The sequence below is a fragment of the Streptomyces sp. NPDC111628 genome, from assembly GCF_055635195.1.
This window is the reverse complement of the sequence record NZ_JBVKBZ010000005.1, coordinates 226,382-250,581: the sequence shown is the minus strand read 5'-3', so window position 1 is coordinate 250,581 and position 24,200 is coordinate 226,382. Positions and strand designations below refer to the sequence as shown.

General features: G+C 69.7%; 21 protein-coding genes. 9 read left to right on the top strand and 12 right to left on the bottom strand.

The features are described 5' to 3' along the window. Positions 1–57 precede the first annotated feature (57 nt). From ACZ7MF_RS26965 to dnaA, 5 genes are all read right to left on the bottom strand, one after another. A complete protein-coding gene (locus tag ACZ7MF_RS26965) occupies positions 58–630 on the bottom strand; it encodes a DciA family protein (RefSeq protein WP_471480423.1) in 573 nt (190 codons plus the stop codon). Then, positions 627–1,748 (bottom strand): DNA replication/repair protein RecF, encoded by a 1,122-nt coding sequence (recF, locus tag ACZ7MF_RS26960; RefSeq protein WP_471480421.1) that lies wholly within the window; start codon positions 1,746–1,748, stop codon positions 627–629. Before recF ends, ACZ7MF_RS26965 begins: the two co-directional genes overlap by 4 nt. Before the next feature lie 30 nt (positions 1,749–1,778). After that, positions 1,779–2,654: a phosphogluconate dehydrogenase (NAD(+)-dependent, decarboxylating) gene (gene gnd, locus ACZ7MF_RS26955; protein ID WP_471480419.1), complete on the bottom strand. Its 876-nt coding sequence runs from the start codon at positions 2,652–2,654 to the stop codon at positions 1,779–1,781. Between the two features lie 219 nt (positions 2,655–2,873). Further along, entirely contained in the window at positions 2,874–4,004 is a 1,131-nt protein-coding gene (dnaN, locus tag ACZ7MF_RS26950; protein ID WP_471481201.1) for a DNA polymerase III subunit beta, read from the bottom strand. A gap of 880 nt (positions 4,005–4,884) precedes the next feature. Further along, complete coding sequence (dnaA, locus tag ACZ7MF_RS26945; RefSeq protein ID WP_471480417.1) at positions 4,885–6,867, bottom strand: chromosomal replication initiator protein DnaA; 1,983 nt, start codon at positions 6,865–6,867, stop codon at positions 4,885–4,887. Between the two features lie 377 nt (positions 6,868–7,244). On the opposite strand from dnaA, the gene rpmH reads away from it, so the two are divergent. From rpmH to ACZ7MF_RS26900, 9 genes are all read left to right on the top strand, one after another. Continuing rightward, positions 7,245–7,382, top strand: coding sequence for a 50S ribosomal protein L34 (gene rpmH, locus ACZ7MF_RS26940; protein ID WP_003975051.1), 138 nt, complete (start codon positions 7,245–7,247; stop codon positions 7,380–7,382). A 21-nt stretch (positions 7,383–7,403) separates the two neighbouring features. Next, positions 7,404–7,775, top strand: coding sequence for a ribonuclease P protein component (rnpA, locus tag ACZ7MF_RS26935; RefSeq protein WP_042822545.1), 372 nt, complete (start codon positions 7,404–7,406; stop codon positions 7,773–7,775). Continuing rightward, entirely contained in the window at positions 7,772–8,146 is a 375-nt protein-coding gene (yidD, locus tag ACZ7MF_RS26930; RefSeq protein ID WP_003975049.1) for a membrane protein insertion efficiency factor YidD, read from the top strand. Before rnpA ends, yidD begins: the two co-directional genes overlap by 4 nt. A gap of 3 nt (positions 8,147–8,149) precedes the next feature. Continuing rightward, positions 8,150–9,445: a membrane protein insertase YidC gene (yidC, locus tag ACZ7MF_RS26925; protein WP_356866398.1), complete on the top strand. Its 1,296-nt coding sequence runs from the start codon at positions 8,150–8,152 to the stop codon at positions 9,443–9,445. Positions 9,446–9,460: 15 nt separating this feature from the next. Continuing rightward, entirely contained in the window at positions 9,461–9,973 is a 513-nt protein-coding gene (locus ACZ7MF_RS26920) for a Jag family protein (RefSeq protein ID WP_356866400.1), read from the top strand. A gap of 124 nt (positions 9,974–10,097) precedes the next feature. Further along, complete coding sequence (gene rsmG, locus ACZ7MF_RS26915; protein WP_115743095.1) at positions 10,098–10,817, top strand: 16S rRNA (guanine(527)-N(7))-methyltransferase RsmG; 720 nt, start codon at positions 10,098–10,100, stop codon at positions 10,815–10,817. Positions 10,818–11,090: 273 nt separating this feature from the next. Beyond that, the gene (locus ACZ7MF_RS26910) at positions 11,091–12,164 is read left to right on the top strand and encodes a ParA family protein (RefSeq protein ID WP_003975045.1); all 1,074 of its coding nucleotides are present in this window, start codon (positions 11,091–11,093) and stop codon (positions 12,162–12,164) included. Continuing rightward, a complete protein-coding gene (locus tag ACZ7MF_RS26905) occupies positions 12,161–13,267 on the top strand; it encodes a ParB/RepB/Spo0J family partition protein (protein WP_471480414.1) in 1,107 nt (368 codons plus the stop codon). Before ACZ7MF_RS26910 ends, ACZ7MF_RS26905 begins: the two co-directional genes overlap by 4 nt. A gap of 298 nt (positions 13,268–13,565) precedes the next feature. After that, positions 13,566–14,183, top strand: coding sequence for a GNAT family N-acetyltransferase (locus tag ACZ7MF_RS26900; RefSeq protein ID WP_109029158.1), 618 nt, complete (start codon positions 13,566–13,568; stop codon positions 14,181–14,183). Positions 14,184–14,286: 103 nt separating this feature from the next. Here the strand turns inward: ACZ7MF_RS26900 and trxA are convergent, their stop codons facing one another. The 7 genes from trxA to ACZ7MF_RS26865 all read right to left on the bottom strand — a co-directional run bounded on the left by trxA (position 14,287) and on the right by ACZ7MF_RS26865 (position 24,081). Further along, the gene (trxA, locus tag ACZ7MF_RS26895) at positions 14,287–14,619 is read right to left on the bottom strand and encodes a thioredoxin (protein ID WP_003975042.1); all 333 of its coding nucleotides are present in this window, start codon (positions 14,617–14,619) and stop codon (positions 14,287–14,289) included. A gap of 37 nt (positions 14,620–14,656) precedes the next feature. Beyond that, positions 14,657–15,625, bottom strand: coding sequence for a thioredoxin-disulfide reductase (gene trxB / locus ACZ7MF_RS26890; protein ID WP_471480412.1), 969 nt, complete (start codon positions 15,623–15,625; stop codon positions 14,657–14,659). Between the two features lie 158 nt (positions 15,626–15,783). Beyond that, complete coding sequence (locus ACZ7MF_RS26885; protein ID WP_471481196.1) at positions 15,784–16,635, bottom strand: anti-sigma factor family protein; 852 nt, start codon at positions 16,633–16,635, stop codon at positions 15,784–15,786. Between the two features lie 17 nt (positions 16,636–16,652). Then, the gene (sigM, locus tag ACZ7MF_RS26880) at positions 16,653–17,378 is read right to left on the bottom strand and encodes an RNA polymerase sigma factor SigM (RefSeq protein ID WP_471480410.1); all 726 of its coding nucleotides are present in this window, start codon (positions 17,376–17,378) and stop codon (positions 16,653–16,655) included. A 28-nt stretch (positions 17,379–17,406) separates the two neighbouring features. Next, complete coding sequence (locus ACZ7MF_RS26875) at positions 17,407–19,098, bottom strand: protein kinase family protein (RefSeq protein ID WP_471480408.1); 1,692 nt, start codon at positions 19,096–19,098, stop codon at positions 17,407–17,409. 139 nt (positions 19,099–19,237) lie between these two features. Next, positions 19,238–21,673: a murein biosynthesis integral membrane protein MurJ gene (gene murJ / locus ACZ7MF_RS26870; RefSeq protein ID WP_471480406.1), complete on the bottom strand. Its 2,436-nt coding sequence runs from the start codon at positions 21,671–21,673 to the stop codon at positions 19,238–19,240. Positions 21,674–21,717: 44 nt separating this feature from the next. Continuing rightward, positions 21,718–24,081, bottom strand: coding sequence for a DUF6049 family protein (locus ACZ7MF_RS26865; protein WP_471480404.1), 2,364 nt, complete (start codon positions 24,079–24,081; stop codon positions 21,718–21,720). Positions 24,082–24,200: the final 119 nt, after the last annotated feature.

The window sequence follows — 24,200 nt, the reverse complement described above, 5'->3', positions numbered from 1 at the left end:
GCCGCTTTTTGTGAGGTACATCACGCGTCCCTGACGGGGCGCCAGAACGCCCGCAGATCACCCGTAGGTGTCACCCGGGCCCTGGCTTCCAGGGGCCCGCAACGGCCCGTAGCGCCGGCCCGGACCACCCGGGCCGCCCGGGCCGAGAACCTTGATCATCCGTACCGACCCGTGCCCCAGGTCCTCGTTGAGGCGCGCCACCAGCGTCGGCGCGAGCAACCGCAGGTTCGTCGCCCAGGCCGTCGAGTCGCAGCGCACCACCAGCACCCGCTCGTCCTCGTCGTACCGCTCCGGCACACAGTGCTTCGCCACGTCCGCGCCGACGATCTCCGGCCAGCGGCCCATCACCCCGCCCACCGCGGCCGGTGTCTCCCAGCCGCGCTCGGTGATCAGCCGGTTGATCGCGGAACCCAGCGCCATGGGGTCACGGCCGTCGGCCCGCGCCCCGGAGCGCAGCCCCCCGCGCCGCGCCTGCTTCTTCTGCTGGGCCGCGTCCCCACGCGCGCGTGCCGCCTCCCGCGCCGCCCTGAGCGCCACGCGCGCGAGGTCGACGCCGGACGGCTCCGGGCTGCCGCTTGCGCGCTCACCGGGGGACTGGCCGGGACCCGGCTCCGGTGCCTCCGCGCTCATACGCGCTCCACCGTCCCCTCCGCCACCGTGAACCGCGCCCCCGCGAGCACATGCGGTACGTCGTCGTCGACCGCGGCCGTCACCAGCACCTGCTCGCCGGGCGCCACCAGCTCGGCCAGCCGCTCCCGGCGCCGCGCGTCCAGCTCGGCGAACACGTCGTCCAGCACCAGCACCGGCTCGTTGCCCTCCGCCCGCAGCAGGTCGAACGAGGCCAGCCGCAGCGCCAGCGCGTACGACCACGACTCGCCGTGGGAGGCATAGCCCTTGGCGGGCAGCGAGCCGAGCTTGAGCAGCAGGTCGTCCCGGTGCGGACCGACCAGGGTGACGCCCCGCTCGATCTCCTGCTTGCGGGCCTCGGCGAGCGCCGCCGTCAGCTGCTCGTACAGGTCCTCACGTGTGTGCGCCTCACCGGGCGCCGACGGCTTGTACTCCAGGGCGAGGGGGCCCCCGCCCGGGGCCAGCTGCTCGTACGCCTTGTCGGCCAGCGGCTGCACGGCCGCGATCAGGTCGAGGCGCTGGGCGAGCAGCTCGGCGCCCGCGCGCGCGAGGTGCTGGTCCCAGACGTCGAGCGTGGACAGGTCCATCGTGCGGCCGCCGTGCCGGCGGGCGAGCGCGGCCGACTTCAGCAGGGTGTTGCGCTGCTTGAGGACCCGGTCGTAGTCCGACCGCACCCCCGCCATCCGTGGGGAACGGGCGGTGATCAGCTCGTCCAGGAAACGGCGCCGCTCACCGGGGTCGCCCTTCACCAGCGCCAGGTCCTCCGGCGCGAACAGCACGGTGCGCACGATGCCGAGCACATCACGGGGTCTGACCTGCGTGGACCTGTTGACGCGGGCACGGTTGGCCCGGCCCGGATTCAGCTCCAGCTCGATCAGCTGCTGCCGCTCGCCCTGCCGGACCTGGGCCCGGATCACGGCACGCTCGGCGCCCATGCGCACCAGGGGGGCGTCGGAGGAGACCCGGTGGCTGCCGAGGGTGGCGAGGTAGCCGACCGCCTCGACCAGGTTCGTCTTGCCCTGCCCGTTCGGGCCGACGAATGCGGTGACGCCCGGGTCCAGGGGCACCTCGACCCGGGCGTACGAACGGAAGTCGGCCAGCGACAGATGCGTGACGTGCATGGTCGTGCGCCGACCTCCCCAGCCTTCCGGTTACTTCTTCTCGACCGCGTGGCCGCCGAACTGGTTGCGCAGCGCCGCGATCATCTTCATCTGCGGCGAGTCGTCCTGCCGGGACGCGAACCGCGCGAAGAGGGAGGCCGTGATCGCGGGCAGCGGCACCGCGTTGTCGATCGCCGCCTCCACAGTCCAGCGTCCCTCACCGGAGTCCTGTGCATAACCCCGGAGCCCGTTCAGGTGCTCGTCGTCGTCGAGCGCGTTGACGGCCAGGTCGAGCAGCCAGGAGCGGATCACCGTGCCCTCCTGCCAGGAGCGGAAGACCTCGCGGACGTTCTCCACGGAGTCGACCTTCTCCAGCAGCTCCCAGCCCTCGGCGTAGGCCTGCATCATCGCGTACTCGATGCCGTTGTGGACCATCTTCGCGAAGTGGCCCGCGCCCACCTTGCCGGCGTGCACGGCCCCGAAGTCGCCCTCCGGCTTGAGGGCGTCGAAGACCGGCTGCACCTTGGCGACGTTCCCGGCGTCGCCGCCGTACATCAGCGCGTAACCGTTCTCCAGGCCCCACACGCCGCCGGAGACGCCGCAGTCGACGAAGCTTATGCCCTTGGCCGCCAGCTCCTCGGCGTGCCTCTCGTCGTCCGTCCAGCGGGAGTTGCCGCCGTCCACGACGACGTCGCCGGGCTCCAGCAGCTCGCCGAGCCGGTCGACGGTGGCCTGGGTGGCCTCGCCGGCCGGGACCATCACCCACACCACGCGCGGCGCGCTGAGCTTGCCCACGAGCTCTTCCAGGCTGTGGACGTCGGCGAGGTCCGGATTGCGGTCGTATCCGACGACGGTGTGGCCCGCGCGGCGGATCCGCTCGCGCATGTTGCCGCCCATCTTGCCGAGGCCGACGAGACCGAGCTCCATCAGTTGCGTTCCTTAGGTGTGCGAGGTGGCAAGGCGGCACCTCCGTACCCGCCGGATGGGTGCCGCGGCACTTTCGTACCCGCGTCGAGCCTAAACCCGCAGGCCCGTGCACAGCTGTGGGCATACGCGCTCAGACGTACGCCCCCACCTGCGGGTTCGTCCCCACCCTGTGGACAGCCACCTACGGCGCACCACCGGCCGGATGGACGGCTCAGCCGCTCAGCCGCTCAGCCGCACCGGCATGATCAGGTACTTGTAGGCCTCGTCCGCCTCGGCGTCCGCCGCGGGCCTGCCGCTGAGCAGCGCCGGCTTCGTGGAGGTCGTGAAGGACAGCTGGGCGACCGGGGAGTCGATGGCGCTCAGACCGTCCAGCAGGAAGGTCGGGTTGAAGGCGATCGAGATGTCGTCGCCCTCCAGCTGGGCGTCAACCCTTTCCACAGCCTGTGCGTCGTCGCTGGAGCCGGCCTCCAGGATGAGCACGCCCTGCTCGAAGCTGAGCCGCACCGGGGTGTTGCGCTCGGCGACCAGGGCCACGCGCTTGACGGCCTCCACGAAGGGGGCGGTCTCGATCACGGCGACGCTGTTGAACTCGGTCGGGAAGAGCGTCTTGTACTTCGGGAGGTCGCCCTCCAGCAGACGCGTCGTCGTCCGGCGGCCCGCGCCCTCGAAACCGATCAGGCCCTCGCCCGCGCCCGAACCGGACAGCGCCAGGATCACCTGGTCACCGCTGGTCAGCGCCTTGGCGGTGTCCTGGAGCGTCTTGGCGGGCACCAGGGCGACCGCGGAGATGTCCGGGTTCTCCGGCTTCCACAGGAACTCGCGGACCGCGAAGCGGTAGCGGTCGGTGGAGGCCAGCGTCACCGAGTCGCCCTCGATCTCGATGCGCACACCGGTCAGGACGGGCAGCGTGTCGTCGCGGCCGGCGGCGATCGCCACCTGCTGCACGGCCGAGGCGAAGACCTCGCCGGGGACCGTGCCCGTCGCCTCCGGCATCTGCGGCAGCGCCGGATACTCCTCCACCGGCAGGGTGTGGAGGGTGAACCGCGAGGAGCCGCAGACCACCGTCGCCCGTACACCGTCTGTGGAAATCTCCACCGGCCGGTTGGGCAGGGCGCGGGAGATGTCGGCGAGCAGACGGCCGGAGACGAGGACCGTGCCCTCCTCCTCGATCTCGGCCTCCACCGACACCCGCGCCGAGACCTCGTAGTCGAAGCTGGACAGGCTCAGCTGCCCCTCCTCGGCCTTCAGCAGCAGGCCCGCGAGGACCGGCGCCGGCGGACGGGCCGGGAGGCTGCGAGCCGCCCAGGCCACTGCCTCCGCGAGTACGTCGCGTTCCACCCGGATCTTCACTGTTGCCGCCTCCTGCTGTTGCCGGCGCTGCTCGCCCTGCTTCGCCTTCGTCGTCTGACCGGTGTCGCCCGCCGCTGTGAGGGGCAGAACACCGGGGACCAGTCTGACGCACCCCACTGACAGTAGGTGCCGTTCGGGGTCAAGTCGTGACGAGGCGCGGTCGGGCCCGAGAGGCCGAGTTGTGCACAGGACCCGCTTCGAAACGAATTCCGCTCTCTCTCTAGTCGTCAGTAGTAGTAGGGCCTGTGGATACCGTGGATAACCTCGTTTGCCCAGGTCAGAGCAGGAATTTTGTCCACGGGCCCTGTGGGCGGAGCCGGTGGACAACTGGGCGTATCTGTGGAGAACAGAAAGTTCTGCACACACCGTGCACAGGGAGAGGCGACTTCTCCCCAGCGCCGTCCCCAGCTTTACCCACGTTTCCCACAGCCCAACCAGGCAGCCTGGTGTGACGGCTTTCACTCGACGCGGTGACGGGGCGCGTCATGTTGCCGAACAGTGGACAGGCATGTGGAGAAGCTGGTGATCGCTGGGGACAACCCCGTCCAGCCTGTGGGTTGCCCGTGGACAACTGAATGCACAGCCTGTGGACCATTCCTTCGTCCACAGCCTGTGGAGATCCTTCGTCCACGAATCCACAGGGACCTGACCTGCCCTGATGATCCCTCACCAGGCTGGCCTGTGGACAGGATCGGGACAACTTCCCAGTCCCCAAGGTGTGGACGGAAAAAACTGGCCGAATCTGTGGAGGACGGCCGTAACCCGGCGGGGATTCGAACAGCGGACAGGACGGCCGTACGAAGACCCGGGCGGGCGGGGAGCATGCGAAAGGCGCCCCCAGGGGTCCCGGAGGCGCCTTCGTGACCGGTGGCGGCGGTCGTCAGCCGTTCTTGATGCGGTTGGTCAGCTCGGTCACCTGGTTGTAGATCGAGCGCCGCTCGGCCATCAGATTGCGGATCTTGCGGTCGGCGTGCATCACCGTGGTGTGGTCCCGGCCGCCGAACAGCGCGCCGATCTTCGGCAGCGAGAGGTCCGTCAGCTCGCGGCACAGGTACATGGCGATCTGCCGGGCCGTCACGAGCGCGCGCCCCCGCGAGGTGCCGCACAGGTCCTCGACGGTCAGGCCGAAGTAGTCCGCGGTCGCGCCCATGATGGCCGTCGAGGTGATCTCGGGGGCCGAGTCCTCGCCGCCGGGGATCAGGTCCTTGAGGACGATCTCGGTGAGGCCCAGGTCCACCGGCTGCCGGTTGAGCGACGCGAACGCCGTCACCCGGATCAGCGCGCCCTCCAGCTCGCGGATGTTGCGCGAGATCCGGGAGGCGATGAACTCCAGCACCTCCGGCGGGGCGTTGAGCTGCTCCTGGACCGCCTTCTTGCGCAGGATCGCGATGCGCGTCTCCAGTTCCGGCGGCTGGACGTCGGTGATCAGACCCCACTCGAAGCGGTTGCGGAGCCGGTCCTCCAGCGTGACCAGCTGCTTGGGCGGCCGGTCGCTGGAGAGCACGATCTGCTTGTTGGCGTTGTGCAGGGTGTTGAAGGTGTGGAAGAACTCCTCCTGCGTCGACTCCTTGTCCGCGAGGAACTGGATGTCGTCGACGAGCAGGATGTCCATCTCGCGGTAGCGCTTGCGGAAGCTGTCGCCCTTGCCGTCGCGGATGGAGTTGATGAACTCGTTGGTGAACTCCTCCGAGCTCACGTACCGCACGCGCGTGCCGGGGTAGAGGCTGCGCGCGTAGTGCCCGATGGCGTGCAGGAGGTGGGTCTTGCCGAGTCCCGACTCCCCGTAGATGAACAGGGGGTTGTAGGCCTTGGCGGGTGCCTCGGCGACGGCGACGGCCGCCGCGTGGGCGAAGCGGTTGGAGGCGCCGATGACGAAGGTGTCGAAGAGGTACTTCGGGTTCAGTCGCGCGGTCGGCTCGCCCGGACCGGTGGCCGGCGCGGGCTGGGCCGCCAGCGGTCCGGGTGCCCCGGTGGCGGGCCCGGGGCCGACGGGGCCGCCGCGGTGGACGTGCCCGGATCCGGCCGGGGGCTCGGGCAGGTCGCGGCGCGGACCGCGCTGCTCGTAGTCACCCCGCTGCTGGTCGTAGTCGCCGCGAGGTTTGTCGTAGTCGCTGCGGGGCTGCTCGTACTCGCCGCGGGACTGTTCGTAGTCGCCGCGCTGGGCGTCGTACGACGGGCGTTCCGGGGGCTGCGGCCGGTAGTCCTGCTGGTACGAGGTGTGGGGCTCGTGGGAGTACGGCGGTGGCGGCGGCTCCTGGCCGTACGGCTCCTGCGACGGGGACGCGTAGGGGTCCCGTTCCGGGAAACCGAGGCGCTGCTGCTGCCAGCCGTAGTCGTCCTGCTGCGCGGGGCGGGGCCAGGAGCCGGGCTCGGGGCGCTGGTACTCCTGCGGATAGGCGGGCCGGCCGGTGGGGAGCTGGTCGGCGCGGTTGCGGCCGTATCCCTCGTACTCGTCGCGGTCGCGGTACTCCTCGCGGCCGCCCTGGCCTGGGGCGGGGAGCTCGGGCTCCTCGTAGCGGTGCTGGGGGCGGGCGGGCGGCGCCTGGGGTGCCTGGGGTGCCTGTGGAGCGGGGCCGGCGGGTTCGCCCGCGGTGTCGTCGACGGTGATCGCGATACGGATCGGGCGCCCGCACTCGCGGCTCAGGGTCTCGCTGACGATCGGCGCGAGGCGGCCCTCCAGTACGCCTTTCGCAAATTCGTTCGGTACGGCGAGCAGGGCGGTGTCGGCGACCAGCGCGAGCGGCTGGCAGCGGCGGATCCAGTGCTCGTCCTTCGACTCGACGCCCTGCCCGCGGCCCTCTCCGAGAAGTTGCTCCAATACGCGTGGCCACACTGCGGCAAGATCGGCAGGTACGTCAGCCACAGGGCACGCTCTCTCACGAGTCCCTCGAAGGTGTGATTCGGGGACGGGTCGGGATGAAACTCGGGTGGGGCAGGGATAAGGGAACGAATCGGAGTCCAGTCACGGTAGTCAGCGCGACGGGTAGGGTTCAAGTTGTTGTCCCCAGCCTGTGGACAAGTGTCTCCCGGTCACCGCTGGTTTGACCGAATGGCGCAGTCGCACGTACCGTAACCAGGTCGAGTTGTCGATGGCTGCTGCCGCCTGCCTCCGATGGGCACAGGTCACGTCCAAGGTGATCGAAAAGCGGTGCACTCGGGCGTAACGCGAGCTACTCGTGGGCGCACGGTGACAGCCAGGACGGCACCCCGCCAACACCCGATTCTTTCTGGAGCCCCCGAGTGAGCAAGCGCACCTTCCAGCCGAACAACCGTCGCCGCGCGAAGACCCACGGCTTCCGGCTGCGTATGCGTACCCGTGCCGGCCGCGCGATTCTCGCGACCCGCCGCAGCAAGGGTCGCGCCCGTCTGTCCGCCTGATCCCGGTCAGGTCATGACATCGTGCTGCCCACCGAGAACCGGCTGAGGCGGCGCGAGGACTTCGCGACCGCGGTACGACGAGGTCGCCGGGCCGGCCGCCCGGCCCTCGTCGTCCACCTACGAAGCGGCGCCACGGACCCGCACGCGCCTGGGGAGAGCGCTCCCCGGACACGTGCGGGTTTCGTCGTGAGCAAAGCCGTGGGTGTCGCGGTCGTGCGCAACAAGGTGAAGCGCAGGCTTCGCCATCTGATGCGCGACCGGATCGACCTGTTGCCCCCCGGTAGCCTGGTAGTCGTACGAGCGCTGCCCGGTGCGGGTGACGCCGACCATGCACAGCTGGCCCGAGACCTGGACGCCGCCCTGGCGCGGCTACTGGGAGGGGGCGCGCGATGAAGTACCCGCTGCTGGCTCTGATCAAGCTCTACCAGTGGACGATCAGTCCGCTGCTGGGGCCGGTGTGCAAGTACTACCCGTCGTGTTCCCACTACGGCTACACGGCCATCGACCGGCACGGAGCCGTCAAGGGCACGGCACTCACCGCCTGGCGCATCCTGCGGTGCAATCCGTGGTCGCTGGGCGGCGTGGACCATGTTCCGCCGCGCAAGCGCCCGCGGTGGCACGAAATGCTGCGTGCCGCCTGGCGGGCACGCAAGGGCGGGACCTCCGCCGCCGAACCGGCCACCGAAGGAAGGCCTGCTCATCCGAGCTCGTCCGATCCTTCGAGCCCGGCCGCAGAGACCTCGCCCCATGCCCAAGGAGCATGATTAGTGGACACGATTGCCAGCCTCTTCAGCTTTATCACCTGGCCCGTCTCCTGGGTCATCGTCCAGTTCCACACGGTGTACGGGGCGATCTTCGGACCTGACACCGGATGGGCCTGGGGCCTGTCCATCGTGTCCCTGGTGGTCCTCATCCGCATCTGCCTGATCCCGCTCTTCGTGAAGCAGATCAAGGCGACGCGCGGGATGCAGACGCTCCAGCCGGAGATGAAGAAGATCCAGGAGCGCTACAAGAACGACAAGCAGCGTCAGTCCGAAGAGATGATGAAGCTGTACAAGGAGACGGGCACCAACCCGCTCTCCTCGTGCCTTCCCATCCTTGCGCAGTCCCCGTTCTTCTTCGCCCTGTACCACGTGCTCAACGGCATCGCGTCCGGCGACACCATCGGCGCCGTCAACCAGGACCTGCTGGAGAGCGCGCAGAAGGCGCACATCTTCGGGGCCCCGCTCGCCTCCAAGTTCTTCAGCAGCGAGAGCGACGTCGCCGCCCTCAGCGCCTCCCTGACCGACGTCCGCGTCGTGACCGCGATCATGATCGTGCTGATGTCGGCCTCGCAGTTCTTCACCCAGCGCCAGCTGATGACGAAGAACGTCGACACCACGGTGAAGACGCCGTTCATGCAGCAGCAGAAGATGCTGATGTACGTCTTCCCCGTCATGTTCGCCGTCTTCGGTGTCAACTTCCCCGTCGGTGTCCTCGTCTACTGGCTGACCACGAACGTGTGGACCATGGGCCAGCAGATGTACGTCATCCGCAACAACCCGACGCCGGGTTCCAAGGCGCAGGCCTCCTACCTGGAGCGGCTGCACAAGAGCGTCACCGAGCACGGCAAGACCCGTCGCCGGGGCGAGAAGGCCATCGTGAAGGCCATCGTCGCCAAGGGCCGGGACCGCAACGAGGCCGAGCGGAAGTTCATCAACGGTCTGAACAAGGCGGGCCTCGCCGCTCAGACCGACGGCACCGTGGTGAAGAACGACACCGCCGTGGCCGCCCAGAGCGAGGACGGCTCGACCGTGGCCACCGCGGCTCAGCCCAAGCGCCAGCAGCCCAAGCGGCAGAGCAAGTCCCAGCGCCAGGCCAAGCCTGCCGGCGAGGCCGAGCCGAAGACGTCGCTGACCAAGTCGGACGAGCCGCAGGACGCCAAGCCGGCCGGCAAGCAGGACGCCAAGCCTGCCGCCGGTGCCAAGAAGCCGGCTCAGAAGTCCGGCGGCGGTGGCCGCAGCAAGGCCCAGTCCGGACAGCGCAAGGGCCCGCAGCGGCCCAAGTCCCCGTCGAAGAAGTAAGAAGGAGTCCATCCCGTGACGGAAGGCATCACCTCCGCCGCTGCCGAGGGTGCAGACACCCTCACCCGCCTCGAGCAGGAGGGCGAGATCGCCGCGGACTACCTGGAGGGTCTGCTCGACATCGCCGACCTCGACGGTGACATCGACATGGACGTCGAGGCCGACCGTGCCTCAGTCTCGATCATCAGCGACAGCAAGAGCGGGGACCTGGAAAAGCTGGTCGGCCGGGACGGTGAGGTGCTCGAGGCTCTGCAGGAGCTCACGCGCCTGGCCGTGCACCGGGAGACCGGTGACCGCAGCCGCCTGATGCTCGACATCGCGGGGTACCGCGCCGACAAGCGCGCCGAGCTGTCCGAGCTGGGTGCCAAGGCCGCCGCCGAGGTCAAGAGCAGCGGCGAGTCCGTGCGGCTGAAGCCGATGACGCCCTTCGAGCGCAAGGTCGTGCACGACGCGGTCAAGGCCGCGGGACTGCGCAGCGAGTCCGAGGGCGAGGAGCCGGAGCGCTTCGTCGTCGTGCTTCCCGCCTGATCGGTTCTCTCGTTCTCCGGCCCCGTCTGTTGCGCAGGCGGGGCCGAATTTTGTCAGCCTGATAGTTCTGGTGGTTCTGGTACCGGCGCTCGGTGCGCCGGTGCCGTACGGAAGGACGGTCCCCGTGTCGGAGGCAGCGGAACTCCCCCCTGTACCCGAGCAGGCACGTGATGTGTTCGGTGATCGCTACGCGGACGCGGTCCGCTACGCGGAACTGCTTGCCGAGGCGGGGGTGAAGCGTGGTCTGATCGGCCCGCGCGAAGTGCCCCGGCTCTGGGAGCGGCATCTGCTGAACTGCGCGGTGCTCTCGGAGGTCGTACCCGAGGGAGTGACGGTGTGCGACGTCGGCTCGGGAGCCGGCCTGCCCGGTATCCCGCTGGCGCTGGTGCGGGAAGACCTGAAGATCACCCTTCTTGAGCCACTGCTGCGCCGCACGAACTTCCTGACCGAGGTCGTGGAGCTGCTGGGCCTGGACCATGTCACCGTGGTGCGGGGCCGGGCCGAGGAGGTCATGGGCAAGCTGCCGCCGGTCCATGTGGTGACGGCCCGTGCCGTAGCTCCGCTGGACCGCCTAGCCACCTGGGGCATTCCCCTGCTGCGCCCGTACGGGGAGATGCTCGCCCTCAAGGGCGACACGGCCGAGGAGGAGCTGAAGGCGGCGACCGCGGCGCTGAGCAAACTCGGTGCGGAGCAGACGTCCATCCTCCACGTGGGAGAGGGTGTCGTGGATCCCCTGTCCACCGTGGTGCGGGTCGAGGTGGGCGAGAGCCCCGGCGGTGTGCGCTTCGCCGCCAAGCGGGCCAAGGCCGCTCGGACCGGTCGGACGCGCCGACGTCGCGGATAGCGTCGGACTTCGCTCGGATGGTCAGCCGTACTCCACACAAGCTGCCCTGCTCACGCATGCCGGAGTGTCGCGGCAGTTCGGCATCTGCTGCTGTGCATCGTGTTTCACGTGAAACGTCGCTCACTGCTGCACGGCATCATCAGCCGCGGCCGCGCCGCGGCCGACCCCCGCGACCGGAAGCCTCTCGGGTCGCTCGGAGAGGGCACGGAGTTGTCCACAGAGGTGGATTTCTCCACAGAAGACCAGGCCTCACTGGTTCATGACCCCGGAGGCATGGGAGGCTCTGTTCATTGCGAGCCTGAAGTCGAGGAGAGTGAATCCTTGCGGTCCGACGCCAATATCGCGGGACCGATGACCGATCCGGTCCCCGGTCCCCGCACCGAGTCGATGGGGGCGGATGTTTCACGTGAAACACCGCCTCCGATGGACGACACACCGATCGGTCGTGCTGCCCAACTGGCGGTGGAGGCTCTGGGCCGCGCCGGCGAGGGCCTGCCGCGACCCGAGCAGACGCGGGTCATGGTCGTAGCGAACCAGAAGGGCGGTGTGGGCAAGACGACGACGACCGTCAATCTTGCCGCGTCACTCGCCCTGCACGGTGCGAGAGTCCTGGTCGTGGACCTCGACCCGCAGGGCAACGCCTCTACCGCGCTGGGCATCGACCATCACGCCGATGTGCCCTCCATCTACGACGTGCTGGTCGAGAGCCGTCCGCTCTCGGAAGTGGTCCAGCCGGTCCCCGATGTCGAGGGTCTGTTCTGTGCGCCCGCCACGATCGATCTCGCCGGTGCGGAGATCGAACTGGTCTCTCTGGTCGCACGCGAGAGCCGGCTCCAGCGAGCGATCACGGCGTACGAGCAGCCGCTGGACTACATCCTCATCGACTGCCCGCCCTCCCTCGGTCTGCTGACCGTCAACGCCCTCGTCGCGGGCCAGGAGGTGCTGATTCCGATCCAGTGCGAGTACTACGCACTGGAAGGACTGGGGCAGCTGCTGCGCAACGTCGACCTGGTGCGGGGCCATCTCAACCCCACCCTGCATGTGTCGACGATCCTCCTCACCATGTACGACGGCCGGACGCGACTCGCGTCGCAGGTCGCGGACGAGGTGCGCAGCCACTTCGGCGAGGAGGTGTTGCGGACGAGCATTCCCCGCTCGGTCCGTATCTCCGAGGCCCCGAGCTACGGGCAGACGGTACTGACCTACGATCCAGGATCAAGTGGAGCCCTCTCCTATCTGGAGGCGGCCCGTGAGATCGCGCTGAAGGGTGTGGGCGTCACCTATGACGCAACCCACGCCCACCTCGGCGCTCAGAACGATCCGAGCATGGTGGAGGGGACCCAGTGAGTGAGCGACGGAGGGGGTTGGGCCGTGGCCTCGGTGCACTGATCCCCAACGCCCCGACCGAGAAGTCGGTTGCCTCGGCGGCCTTGGGAAACGCGGCTTCCGCAACCCCGGGGGCGATGCCTCTGCTGCCGAACGAGCGTGGGGTGGCCGCGGCGAAGGTGGCCACGCTGCCGCATGTTTCACGTGAAACCGAAGAGCCGACGGCACCGCAGGGCATGGAAGGGCTTCGGCCCCCCATGGGGGCGCACTTCGCCGAGGTTCCCCTCGACGCCATCACGCCGAACCCCAAGCAGCCGCGTAAGGACTTCGACGACGATGCGCTGGCCGAGCTCGTCACCTCCATCCGAGAGGTCGGTCTCCTCCAGCCGGTCGTCGTTCGGCCGACGGAGCCCGGGCGCTATGAGCTCATCATGGGTGAGCGCCGCTTCCGCGCCTGCCGAGAGCTGGAGCTGGACGCCATCCCGGCGATCGTGCGGGCGACGGAGGACGAGAAGCTCCTCCTGGACGCCCTCCTGGAGAACCTGCACCGCGCTCAGCTGAATCCGCTGGAGGAGGCCTTCGCCTACGACCAGCTGCTGAAGGACTTCAACTGCACGCATGACCAGCTGGCGGACCGTATCGGCCGCTCCCGCCCGCAGGTGTCCAACACCCTGCGTCTGCTGAAGCTCTCCCCGAAGGTCCAGAACCGGGTGGCCGCAGGAGTGCTCTCCGCGGGGCACGCGCGAGCCCTGCTGTCCGTCGACGACCCGGAGGAGCAGGATCGACTGGCACATCGCATCGTGGCCGAAGGGCTCTCGGTGCGGTCGGTCGAGGAGATCGTGACCCTGATGGGTTCCCGGCCGCAGAAGCCGCAGCGAGCCAAGGGTCCGCGGGCCGGCTCTCTGGTCTCCCCAGCGCTGTCGGACCTCGCGACGCGGCTCTCGGACCGCTTCGAGACGCGGGTGAAGGTCGACCTGGGACAGAAGAAGGGCAAGATCACCGTGGAGTTCGCCTCCATGGACGACCTTGAGCGGATCCTCGGCAGTCTCGCTCCCGGCGAAGGCCCCGTCCTGCAGAAGGGCCTCCTGGAGGACGAGGACGGGGACGGGGACGCCGAGTCCTGATCGGCTGTCTTGAGGGCGGGCCGCGTCCGGTGCATACCGGAACACGGTCCGCCCTTTGCTGTGCGTCGGTGTCGGGTCCACCGCATCGTGGATACGATGCGAGCGGGAGAGCGTTGTCACCTGGCGGTACCTCTGGGAGGAAGGCAGGGGCCATGCGAACGATGAGCCGCACCGAATGGGTGAGCGCGGGCTTGGGGCTGGGCGCGGTCGGTGGGTTCATCGGCAGCCTGCTCAGGGAACGGAGCGCTCTGACAGCCGCCCGCGACGCGGCAGGGGAAGGAAGCGAGGAACAGCCTTCATGGGGCGCCGGCTCGTACCGCTCACGCTGGACAACCTTCAGGACCTTCCCCAGCGCTGTCGCTCGTGCGTCTTCTGGGAACTGGACCCCGTCAGCGGCGAGGCCGCGGTAGAGGCCGGTACGCCGGCCCTGGAGAAGGAGTCCTGGATCTCCGCCGTGCTGCTGGACTGGGGATCCTGCGGCCGGGTGGTCTACGTCGATGACGTACCGGTGGGCTTCGTGCTCTACGCACCGCCCGCGTATGTGCCGCGCTCGACGGCTTTCCCCACCAGCCCGGTCTCCTCCGACGCGGTTCAGTTGATGACCGCGTTCGTGATGCCGGGGTACCAGGGCCAGGGACTGGGCCGGGTGATGGTCCAGACGGTCGCCAAGGATCTCCTGCGTCGTGGCTTCAAGGCCATAGAGGCGTTCGGGGATGCCCGCTGGAAGGAGCCCGCCTGCGTCCTGCCGGCGGAGCATCTCCTGGCGGTGGGCTTCAAGACGGTCCGACCGCACCCCCGGCATCCGCGGCTGCGGCTGGATCTTCGCTCCACGCTGTCCTGGAAGGAAGACGTGGAGATGGCACTGGACCGCCTGCTCGGCGCCGTGCAGAAGGAACCGGCGCTGCGTCCGCTGTAACTCGGCACCGGGAACCGCTGTACACCGAATGGGCCGACCCGTTCGGGTCGGCCCATTCGTGTTTCACGTGAAACGTCAGTCGACGATCATCAGGTGACGTTCGTCAGTCGGCGATGAAGTCCTCGAGGTCGCGGACGATCGCGGCCTTCGGCTTCGCACCGACGATGGTCTTGGCGACCTCGCCACCCTGGTAGACGTTCAGGGTCGGGATGGACATGACGCCGTACTTGGCGGCCGTACCCGGGTTCTCGTCGATGTTCAGCTTGACGATCTCGATCTTGTCGCCGTACTCGGCGGCGATGGCCTCGAGGGACGGCGCGATCTGGCGGCACGGACCGCACCAGGCGGCCCAGAAGTCCACCAGGACGGGCTTGTCGTTCTTGAGGACGTCCTGCTCGAAGGAGTCGTCGGTCACATGCTTCAGGGTGCCGGCCACGGCGGGCTCCTAACTGGTTGGTGCGAGGGATGGGGGGTCAGACGGCGGTCTTCTCGGGCTCCGCCTTGTCCTCGTCGCTGAGGGCGGCGAGGAAGCGCTCGGCGTCGAGCGCGGCGGAGCAGCCGGTGCCCGCAGCGGTGATCGCCTGACGGTAAGTGTGGTCCACCACGTCACCGGCCCCGAAGACGCCCGTCAGGTTGGTGCGCGTCGAGGGCGCGTCGACCTTCAGGTAGCCCTCCGGGTCCAGGTCGAGCTGGCCCTTGAAGAGTTCGGTGCGCGGGTCGTGGCCGATCGCGATGAACAGGCCGGTCACCGGCAGATCGGAGAGCTCGCCGGTCTTGACGTTGCGCAGCTTCAGACCCGCCAGCTTCTGGTCGCCCTGGACCTCGGCGATCTCGCTGTCCCAGACGAACGTGATCTTGGGGTCGGCGAAGGCACGCTCCTGCATCGCCTTGGAGGCGCGCAGGGTGTCCCGGCGGTGGACGATCGTCACGGACTTCGCGAAGCGGGAGAGGAAAGTGGCCTCCTCCATCGCGGTGTCCCCGCCGCCGATCACGGCGATGTCCTGGTCCTTGAAGAAGAAGCCGTCACAGGTGGCGCACCAGGAGACACCGCGACCGGACAGCGCGTCCTCGTTCGGCAGGCCGAGCTTGCGGTGCTGGGAGCCGGTGGTGACGATGACGGCCTTGGCCTGGTGGACCGTTCCCGCGGTGTCGGTGACGGTCTTGATCTCACCGCTGAGGTCGACGGCCACGACGTCGTCGGGGATCAGCTCGGCCCCGAAGCGCTCCGCCTGGGCCCGCATGTTGTCCATGAGCTCGGGGCCCATGATGCCGTCCTGGAAGCCGGGGAAGTTCTCCACCTCGGTGGTGTTCATCAGCGCTCCGCCCGCGGTGACGGCACCCTCGAACACCAGCGGCTTCAGGGACGCTCGCGCGGTGTAGAGCGCCGCCGTGTAGCCGGCGGGCCCGGAGCCGATGATGATCACGTTTCGGACGTCGCTCACGGCTTCATTCCTCGTCTCTGGACTGCGTCTTCAGGGCCGGGTGGAGCTGCACTCGGAACTCTCACCCCACCTAACGGATCCTACGGGGCGCGCATTCCCGCTGTGCCCGGGCACACGGCAGCAGGGTCCCGTCGCCTGGTGAGGGGAAGGAAGGACCGCTACGAACGCGCGTAGGAGTGCTTGAGAAGGATCTTGGCCTTGCCCACCGCGGGCTGATCCACGCACGCCGTTTCGACGATGTAGGCGGTGACCCGGGTGTCATTGGTGGCGTCGGGCAGTACCACCAGCAAGGCTTCCCTGCCCTTGTAGACGCCGGGCTCCGTGGCGATCACAGCATCGTCGCGGCCGATGCCCTTACGGATGCACTCGGGGACGGTCGGTTGCTTGAAGACATGGTTCTCGGCGGTCTCGCCACCGTTCTCGGACTCCATTCCGAGACTGCGCGGCGTACGTGATCCGCCGCTCTCGGTGCTCCCGTCCGCGAGGAGACCGGTGACCTTGTCCTGGAGCCGGCCTTCGGCGAAGGTGTCCGGGAGCGCGGTCTGCTGCTCGTGGGCGGTGTCGTGGGAGGGACTCTCTCCGGTGAGGGAGGACACGATGACCGAGCCGAGTCCGATCGCGGCAGCGGCGGCCACCGCGCCGAGTGCGGCGATCCTTCGCCGCCCGCTTCGGCGGCGGTCCTTGCGGCCGGGACCCGTGGAAGAGGGCCGGGCGTGCCCGGCGGGCCGGTCGGCCGGTGTCGATGTTTCACGTGAAACGCGCGGGCCGTCGCCACCACCCGGCAGGGGTTCGTTCGCCAGCGCGGCGTCGATACGAGCGGCCACGTCGTCCGGCATGGGCGCCGGGTCCGGCAGGGTGCCGAGCAGTCCCTGGATCTCTTCCAGCGACGCGTAGACGTCCGCGCAGAGCGCACAGCCTTCCAGGTGCCGCCGTACGTCGGTGGTCCGTGTGCTCGGGAGGAGGCCTTCGGCGAGGTCGGAGATCTCCGCGACGTCCGGGTGCCCGGTCATGTCTGTCGTCGACGACGTCACGCTCGTCCACCTCCGCCCTTCACTGCGGCTGAATCACTCGGCCCTGCTTCCGGCGGACCCGCACGCTGCGGTCCCGCTGCGGGTGGGACGGATGCCCCCGGCGTCCGGTTCCGCTCCGGGCCGGGCTTCCTGCCGTCTCCGCTGCCGTCCGGACGCAGGTGGGCGATCAGCGGCAGGAGCCGGGCTCTGCCCCGGGCACACCGGCTCTTGATCGTGCCATTCGGTACGTCGAGGATGCGGGCGGCCTCCGCGACGGGATAGCCCTGCATGTCAACCAGGACGAGAGCGGCCCGCTGGTCGGCGGGCAGGGTGCCCAGGGCCTCCAGCAGCTGGCGGTGCAGATCGTTGCGCTCCGCAGGAGCGGAGGCCGACTCGTGCGGCTCCAGCAGCTGCTCCAGGCGTTCGGTGTCGTCGACGGGCGCGGTCTTCCGCGAGGCGGCCTTGCGGACACGGTCCAGACAGGCGTTCACCGTGATCCGGTGCAGCCAGGTGGTGACGGCCGCCTGTCCGCGGAAGGTGTGGGCGGCCCGGTAGGCGGAAACGAGCGCGTCCTGGACGGCGTCAGCGGCCTCCTCGCGGTCCCCCAGCGTCCGCAGGGCCACTGCCCAGAGTCGGTCGCGGTGACGGCGCACAAGCTCACCGAAGGCGTCGGGGTCGCCCTCGACGTGGCGGGCGAGCAGTTCCTGGTCGGTCACTCCGTCATGACTCGTGCCGCCCGCCATCACACCCCTCTCCCCGCGGTAGATGCCGTCAGCTGGTCACCTTGATGTCGGCGACGCGGCCCCGGAACTGCCCGTCCGTCACCGGCAGCTTGGTCAGCCAGACCAGAAGGTAGCGGGTCTGCACCGCCTTGTCCGGCTTGAGGTCCACCGTCGTGCCGTTTCCGCCGGCGACCTTCTCGTAGCCCTCGAAGGACTGCGGTTCCGAGTCCGTGGCCCCGGCGGAACGGAGCTCCACCGAAGTGTCGCCACCGAACGTCAGGGCCACCTTGCCGACCTGTTGCACCTTGCCGAGGTCGACCACGATGCCCACACCCGGCTTCAGCCGCCCGAAGTCGGCGCTCGCGTAGTGGCTCGTCTGCCAGTAGGTTCCGGGGTCGCCGTCGTAGGCCTTGCCGACGTTCTCCGGGTACTCGGACCCGTCGGATCCGAACGGGTCGAAGTCGTGCGCCCCCGCGATGGTGATCGGTCGGCTGACCGGCTCCTTCGCGCCCTTGTCGTTGTCGCCGTCCACCGTCTGTGTCTGGTTCGGGTCGTCGGCCTTGCCGCCCCGTTCCATGAGCGCATCGGCGAGCTGCCAGCTGCCGAGTCCCAGTGCCGCGATCAGCAGGGCCGACACCCCCCACTTCAGGGCCTTGCCGGTGCGGCTCTGCAGCGGGGGCGGCGGCGCCGGCACGGGCTGGGTGGCACCGGGGCGCGGCGCCGGACGACCGTACGCACCCTGTTGGTAGGCCGTGCGCTGGTATTGGGGCGGTGCGGTGTACGCCGGCTCCGGCGGGCGGATGCGCGGCATCTCGCCGATCGCCTTCACCAGTTCCTCCGGCGTGGTGCACGGAGACTCGTGCCGGGAAGCGGTGGCACCGTCGTTGGCGAGCGCCCGCATGGCCAGTTCGGACAGGCCGCGGTGGACGCCGGCGCGTACCTGGTCCGGCGGGATCAGCCCGATGTCCTTGGGCAGACCTGCCAGACCGTGCGCGTCGCTCTCGTACGGCCAGCGCTGGGTGAGCGTGGCGTACAGGAGGGCACCGATGGCCTCCGTGTCGGTGCGCTGCGGGGTGTCGGAACTGATGCCGCGCAGTGCGGCGTTGACGGCCAGCCCGCGGATCCGCCACTGGCCCGTCGACGTACGCAGCACCGCGTTGGGGCTCAGACGCAGATGGGCGAGGCCCTCCCGGTGCGCGGCCGCCATGGCCGACGCGACCTGACTGACCATCTGGTAGGCGTCGTACACCTCCAGCGGCCCGGCGGCGAGGAGAGCGGTCAGCTCGGTGGCATCGGGGAGCCACTCGTGCACGACGTAGACGAGGTCGTTGTCCTCGACGGCGTCCAGTACCTGGACGAAGCGGGGGTCGCCGAGCAGGGCGGACGAACGTGCCGCGGCCAGTACGGACCGGGCGCGCGCGTGATCGGCGGGGAGGAGGTGGACTCCGACGGCGCGGCGCAGCTTCTCGTCGACGGCCCGCCAACTGCTGAAGCCGTCCAGACGGGTGACGCACTCCTCGAGGCGGTAGCGTCTGGCGAGCTTGTGCCCGCTGTGCAGTTCGGGAGGCGAGGCCTTGCCGGGCTCCTCGCTCGTGGGGTTCCCCTGTGCCTCGTCGCTGTCCGTGTCCCGCTCCCGGTTGTTGGCCACCCCGTCGGCCGTGGACTGGTCCGCCTGTGCGGTCAGCGGCTCATCGCCGCTGTTGTCTGCCACGTCGACGGCAGCTGTGCTCCGTTCCGCCACCGTCGTTCCTGCCTCCCCATTCCGTGCGCGTCGGCCGACTCCCGATCCGCGCGTCCGACGCCGAACCCAATTGTGCCCACAGTCCGCCGCTAAGCACGACACACAGCGGCGGACGATGGTTGTGCGCCTACCCCGGGTCTCAGCGTCCCAGGCGTCCGCGCACCATGCCGACCAGAGAGTTGACCTCTTCGATGCGCATGCGGCGGGCGGCGACGAAGAAGACACCGAACAGGAGCACTCCGCCGGCCAGCAGCGCGGCGAACGATCCCACGACGTCCTGGCCGAGCGAGCGGCTGATCGCGTAGCAGGCGGCGCCACCGACCAGGGCGGCCGGGACGGACGCGATGCACAGCCGGGCGTACGTGCGCAGCACCCGTGCGCCGTCCAGGTCCCCGCCGAGCCGCTTGCGCAGCCTGCGCCAGGCGACGCCCACGCCGATCACGTAGGCCAGGCCGTAGGAGGCGGCCATGCCGACGACGGCCCAGCGCGAGGGCAGCAGGAGGTAACACAGGCCCGAGGCGGCGGCGTTGACCACGGCCACGATGACGGTGTTGTAGAAGGGCGTCCGGGTGTCCTCGTAGGCGTAGAAGGCGCGCAGGACGACGTACTGCACGGAGTACGGGATGAGACCGAGGCCGAAGGCCATCAGCATGTAGCCCATGTTGGTGGCCGCGCCCGTGCCCGAGGAGCCGAAGATCAGTGTGCACATCGGGATGCCGAGCGAGACGAAGCCGAAGGAGACCGGCACGATGGCGACGGCCGTGGTGCGCAGACCCTGGGAGATGTCGTCACGGACCGCTCCCCCGTCCTCCTCGGACGCCGAGCGGGAGATGCGCGGCAGCAGGGCGGCCATCAGGGAGACGGTGATGATGGCCTGCGGCAGCCCCCAGATGAGCTGGGCGTTGGCATAGGCGCTGTAACCGGTGCCAGCGAGGTCGGTGTCCGTGACCGACGCCGTGGCGAGCTGGATCACGACGAGGGCACCCGCCTGGTTGGCGAGGACGAACAGGATCGTCCACTTGGCGAGCATCGCGGCCTTGCCGAGGCCGTGCCCCCTCCAGTCGAATCGCAGTCGCAGCTTGAACCCGGTCTCGCGGAGATAGGGGATCATCGCCAGGGACTGCACGACGAGGCCCAGCAGGATGCCGATTCCGAGAAGCTTCTTGCCTTCCGGCGGGATGGTGGCGACCGTCATTCCGGAGTCGGCGGCCGTGCCGTAGACCCAGAGGAACATGCCGAGGGTGACGATGATGACGATGTTGTTCAGGACCGGGGTCCACATCATCGCGCCGAACCGGCCACGGGCGTTGAGGATCTGCCCCATCACGACGTGGACGCCCATGAAGAAGATGGACGGCAGGAAGTACCGGGTGAAGGTGACGGCCGTCTCGTTGGCCGCGGGGTCCGAGGCGACCGGGTTCGACAGCGCACGAACCAGCAGGGGGGCCGCCAGCATGCCCAGCGCGGTAAGGGCGCCGAGGGCCACCATGACCAGGGTCAGGAGCCGGTTGGCGTAAGCCTCGCCGCCGTCGTCGTCGTCCTTCATGGCTCGGACGAGCTGGGGTACGAAGACCGAGTTGAGGCCGCCGCCGACGGTGAGGATGTAGATCATCGTCGGCAGCTGATAGGCGATCTGGAAGGACTCGCCCAACAGCGCGAGGCCCAGGGCCGAAACGATCATGGCCGACCGGACGAACCCGGTCAGTCGCGACACCATCGTGCCGGCCGCCATCACGGCGCTCGACTTCAGCAGGCCGCCCGCGCGCCCGCCCTTCTTGGGCGCGGCCCGGGTGGCCGCGGGTGCGGGCTCGGGCTCCTGGAGGGGAGCCTCGGCCGCCTCGGGGGTGGGGGCCACCGCGTACTGGCCGGGTGCGGGCGCCGCGTGCTGCCCGGGCGTCGGAGCGGGGCCACCGTACGGAGCGGGGCCGCCGTACTGACCGTGTGTCTGAGCGTTTCCGTACGGATCGGGCCCCTGGTGCCCGCCGTACTGGCCCGGTGGCGGTGGCGGTGGCGCGCCGTACTGGCCCGGCCCCGACGCCCCGCCGTACGGCCCCGGTGCCGGGGCCGGTGCGGGTACGGCAGCCTGGTCGTCGTACGAGGGGTGGCCGCCGCCCTGCTGCTGGTCGCGGAACAGGTGCGCGAAGGCGTCCGGCTCGTGACGCTGGTCTCCGGCCTGGCCGACCAGGTCGTCCACGCCCACGAACTGCGTGGTCCGGGGGTCGTCGCCGTACGGCAGGTACTGCGTGGGCCCCTCCGGTTCCGGGGCGGGCGTCTGGGCCCACACGCGGGGATCGGGGGCGTAGGGCGACTGGGAGGGCTGGGAGTACAGCGGCTGCTGCGGCGGGTACGTGCCCGGGGGCGGCGGGGGGTGTGCGGCGCGGTCGTAGAGCGCCTCGGAGACCGGGTCCTGGGCGGAGAGGTCCTGAGCCCGGTAGGGATCCTGGTCGTAGGCGTCCTGGAGGTACATGTCCACGGGCGGCTGCGGCGGCGTCTGGCCGGGGTCCGGCGGCGGGCCCTGGGGGTGACCCGAGCCGTCCGCGGCCTGACCGCGGTCACCGTCGTACGGCGCGTTCATGGTTACCCCACCTCATCGTCCCGGGCCGACCGGCCACGACATCCTCAACGGTCCACTCTCTCACCCGTGCCGGACGGGTCGTCGCTTTCCGCTGCGGTGTCCGGTGTCGGGTCACTCGGCTGCTCCGGATCGTCCTCGGAGTTCTCCGGAGCCTCCGGCTCCCCGGAATTACCCTCCTCGCTCCCCTCGCCGTCCTCGCCCGCCTCGGCCTTCTCGGCGGCACGGGCCGCGGCGCGCTTGCGCTGCGTGTACATCCGGAAGCCGGCGAGGACGAGCAGCAGGACGCCGCCGCCGATGACGAGCATCACGGTGGCCGTGATCTCGGTGACCTTCACGTCGAAGGTGACCGGCTTGCCGTACGGCCGCCCGTCCGCCGTGTACAGCTGGGCGATCACCGTCGCCCGGCCGTTGGCGTTGGCCGACGTGGTGAACTTCACCGACTGGCTGTGGCCGCCGGAGACCGAGATCGGCTGCTCCTCGTAGCGGGCGCCGTCGATCTCGAGGCGGGTCGGGTTCGTCGAGGTGAGCCGCAGGACCAGCGGGCCGACGTCCTGCACCAGGTTGTTCTGCACCGTCACCGGGATCGTGGCGCTGCGGCCGGAGAGCTTCGTCTCCGACTTGTCGATCAGTCTGACCCGGCCGGTCAGCCCGTCGAGGTACCTCTTCACTCCGGCGCGGAACGACTCCGCCTCGGCGGCCCTGCCGCGCCACGACACGGACAGCTCCCGGTTCAGGGCGCGTCCGAAGGGGGTCACCACCCGGGACGGGTCCGAGAGCACGACCTTGAAGCTGTCCAGCGCGTCCTGCGTCCGCGCGCTCTCCACGAACGCCGAGCGGGGCAGCTCCTTCTTGCGCAGCGCCGACGGGTAGGAGGCGGTGCCCGGGACCTTGGTGGCGGCGTCCGGGTCCGGCTTGGCCGCGGCGGCCGTCGTCAGCTTCTGGGACTGGGACCACGTGCCGCTCTGGAGCGCCCGCAGCCCCTCGGCCATCGCGCGCGCCTGGCTTCCGGAGGGCGTGCGCTGCGGGGCGATGACCACGCTGCGCTGCTTGTCGGTCTGGAGGCCCAGACCGAGGCTCTGGGCGAGGAAGCGCTGCACGGCGAGTGTGGACGCGGACGCCGTCGTCAGGTCGCCCTCGAACGCCGTGGACATCCGGGCGTCCGCCACCACGGCCGTCGTGCCGCCGCCGATGGGGCGGGCGGCGGACGGTGTGTACGGCAGGGCGTCGGTCTCCTGGAGGCTGTCGCTGCGCGCGATCACCTTGTCGGCGCCCGCGGAGGTGGCGACCTTGACGATCGACCGGTCGACGGCGCCTTCCACGGGCCAGGCGAACTCGGTGTTCGGCTTCACATGGAGGATCGGCTCGACGGTGTTGGCGACGACGTCCGTCGCGTCCTTGAGCTGACTCAGCGAGCCGGTGACGTCCGTGCCGTTGTGGGCGAGGGACGCCAGGTCGGGGTCGGCGAAGGGAAGGGCGACGACCTCCTCGTCGGCCACTGCGTCCTGCAGGTCGGCGAGCCACTGCTTGGCGATCGTCTGGTGGGTGCCGGCGGTGGTCTGGTCCCCGTCCCGGACGCGGTAGCTGCCCGTCATCGCGTCGACGGAGGCCAGCAGGTCCGGGTCGACCACCCAGGTGACGTCCAGGTCCTTGCCCAGCGTCACCATCTGGTTCAGGCGGCCGCCCGGGGAGATCTCCTTGGCCAGGTCGTCATTGAGGAAGACCGGGGTCTGCTCCTCGTTCGGTCCCGTTTCGGCGGCCATGTGCGTCGTCGAGACGAGTGGCCACAGCGCCGTGGTCTTGGTCCTGGTGTCGGCCTCGTCGGGCTGCCAGGGCAGGAAGGTCCGCTGGATGCCGAGGATCTGCTCCCACGGCTGCGCGGAGGTCTCCCCGGACAGCGAGACCGCGAATTCGTAGACGCCGTCGCGGCCGAGGTTCAGCTCGTCGACCGGCACCGAGATGTTGAAGTGCTCCGCCACTCCGGGAGTGAGCTTGGAGAACTTCTCGGTGTACTTGTTGTCGATCTCCGGGGAGAAGGAGCCCTGGAGATCGTCGCTGTCCTTGGCGATCGCGTCGACGGACGAGCGGGTGTCGAGCGGTGGGCCCACGCGCAGGCCCACATGGGCGTCGGTGACCGTCTGCTTGCCGTGGTTGGTCACGGTGCCCGACACGGTCACCGTGTCCCCGTCCGTGGGCGCGGAAGGGGTGAGCGAGTCGACGGCCACGGCCACCGAGCCCGAGTCGGAGTCGGCCAGGGCAGCGGCCGCCTCTTCGGCGTGCGCCGAGCCGGCGGCGGGCAGCTGGACCAGACCGGCCAGCAGCGGCGCCCCGGCGAGCAGCGCCGTGGTGCGCCGGAGCCACCGGCGGGCAGGTGAGGCACTGGTCCCCTGGAAGTCTGCCGCCTCGGCCACGCGCTCGCCCGTCCCTCGTCGTGATCAGTGGTCGTCGGAATGTGCGTCCACGCATGGTAACGAGGTGCGCCGAGGGGAAGTGCCGCGGACTACGTCACAAGATCCGCTGCCAGCCCGGG

Coding starts and splice junctions, on each gene's coding strand:
- gnd (WP_471480419.1), bottom strand. CDS start 2,654: ATGGAGCTCGGTCTCGTCGGCCTCGGCAAGATGGGCGGCAACATGCGC.
- ACZ7MF_RS26965 (WP_471480423.1), bottom strand. CDS start 630: ATGAGCGCGGAGGCACCGGAGCCGGGTCCCGGCCAGTCCCCCGGTGAG.
- recF (WP_471480421.1), bottom strand. CDS start 1,748: ATGCACGTCACGCATCTGTCGCTGGCCGACTTCCGTTCGTACGCCCGG.
- yidD (WP_003975049.1), top strand. CDS start 7,772: ATGAAGTACCCGCTGCTGGCTCTGATCAAGCTCTACCAGTGGACGATC.
- ACZ7MF_RS26900 (WP_109029158.1), top strand. CDS start 13,566: ATGGGGCGCCGGCTCGTACCGCTCACGCTGGACAACCTTCAGGACCTT.
- murJ (WP_471480406.1), bottom strand. CDS start 21,673: ATGAACGCGCCGTACGACGGTGACCGCGGTCAGGCCGCGGACGGCTCG.
- ACZ7MF_RS26885 (WP_471481196.1), bottom strand. CDS start 16,635: ATGACCGGGCACCCGGACGTCGCGGAGATCTCCGACCTCGCCGAAGGC.
- ACZ7MF_RS26910 (WP_003975045.1), top strand. CDS start 11,091: ATGGGAGGCTCTGTTCATTGCGAGCCTGAAGTCGAGGAGAGTGAATCC.
- sigM (WP_471480410.1), bottom strand. CDS start 17,378: ATGGCGGGCGGCACGAGTCATGACGGAGTGACCGACCAGGAACTGCTC.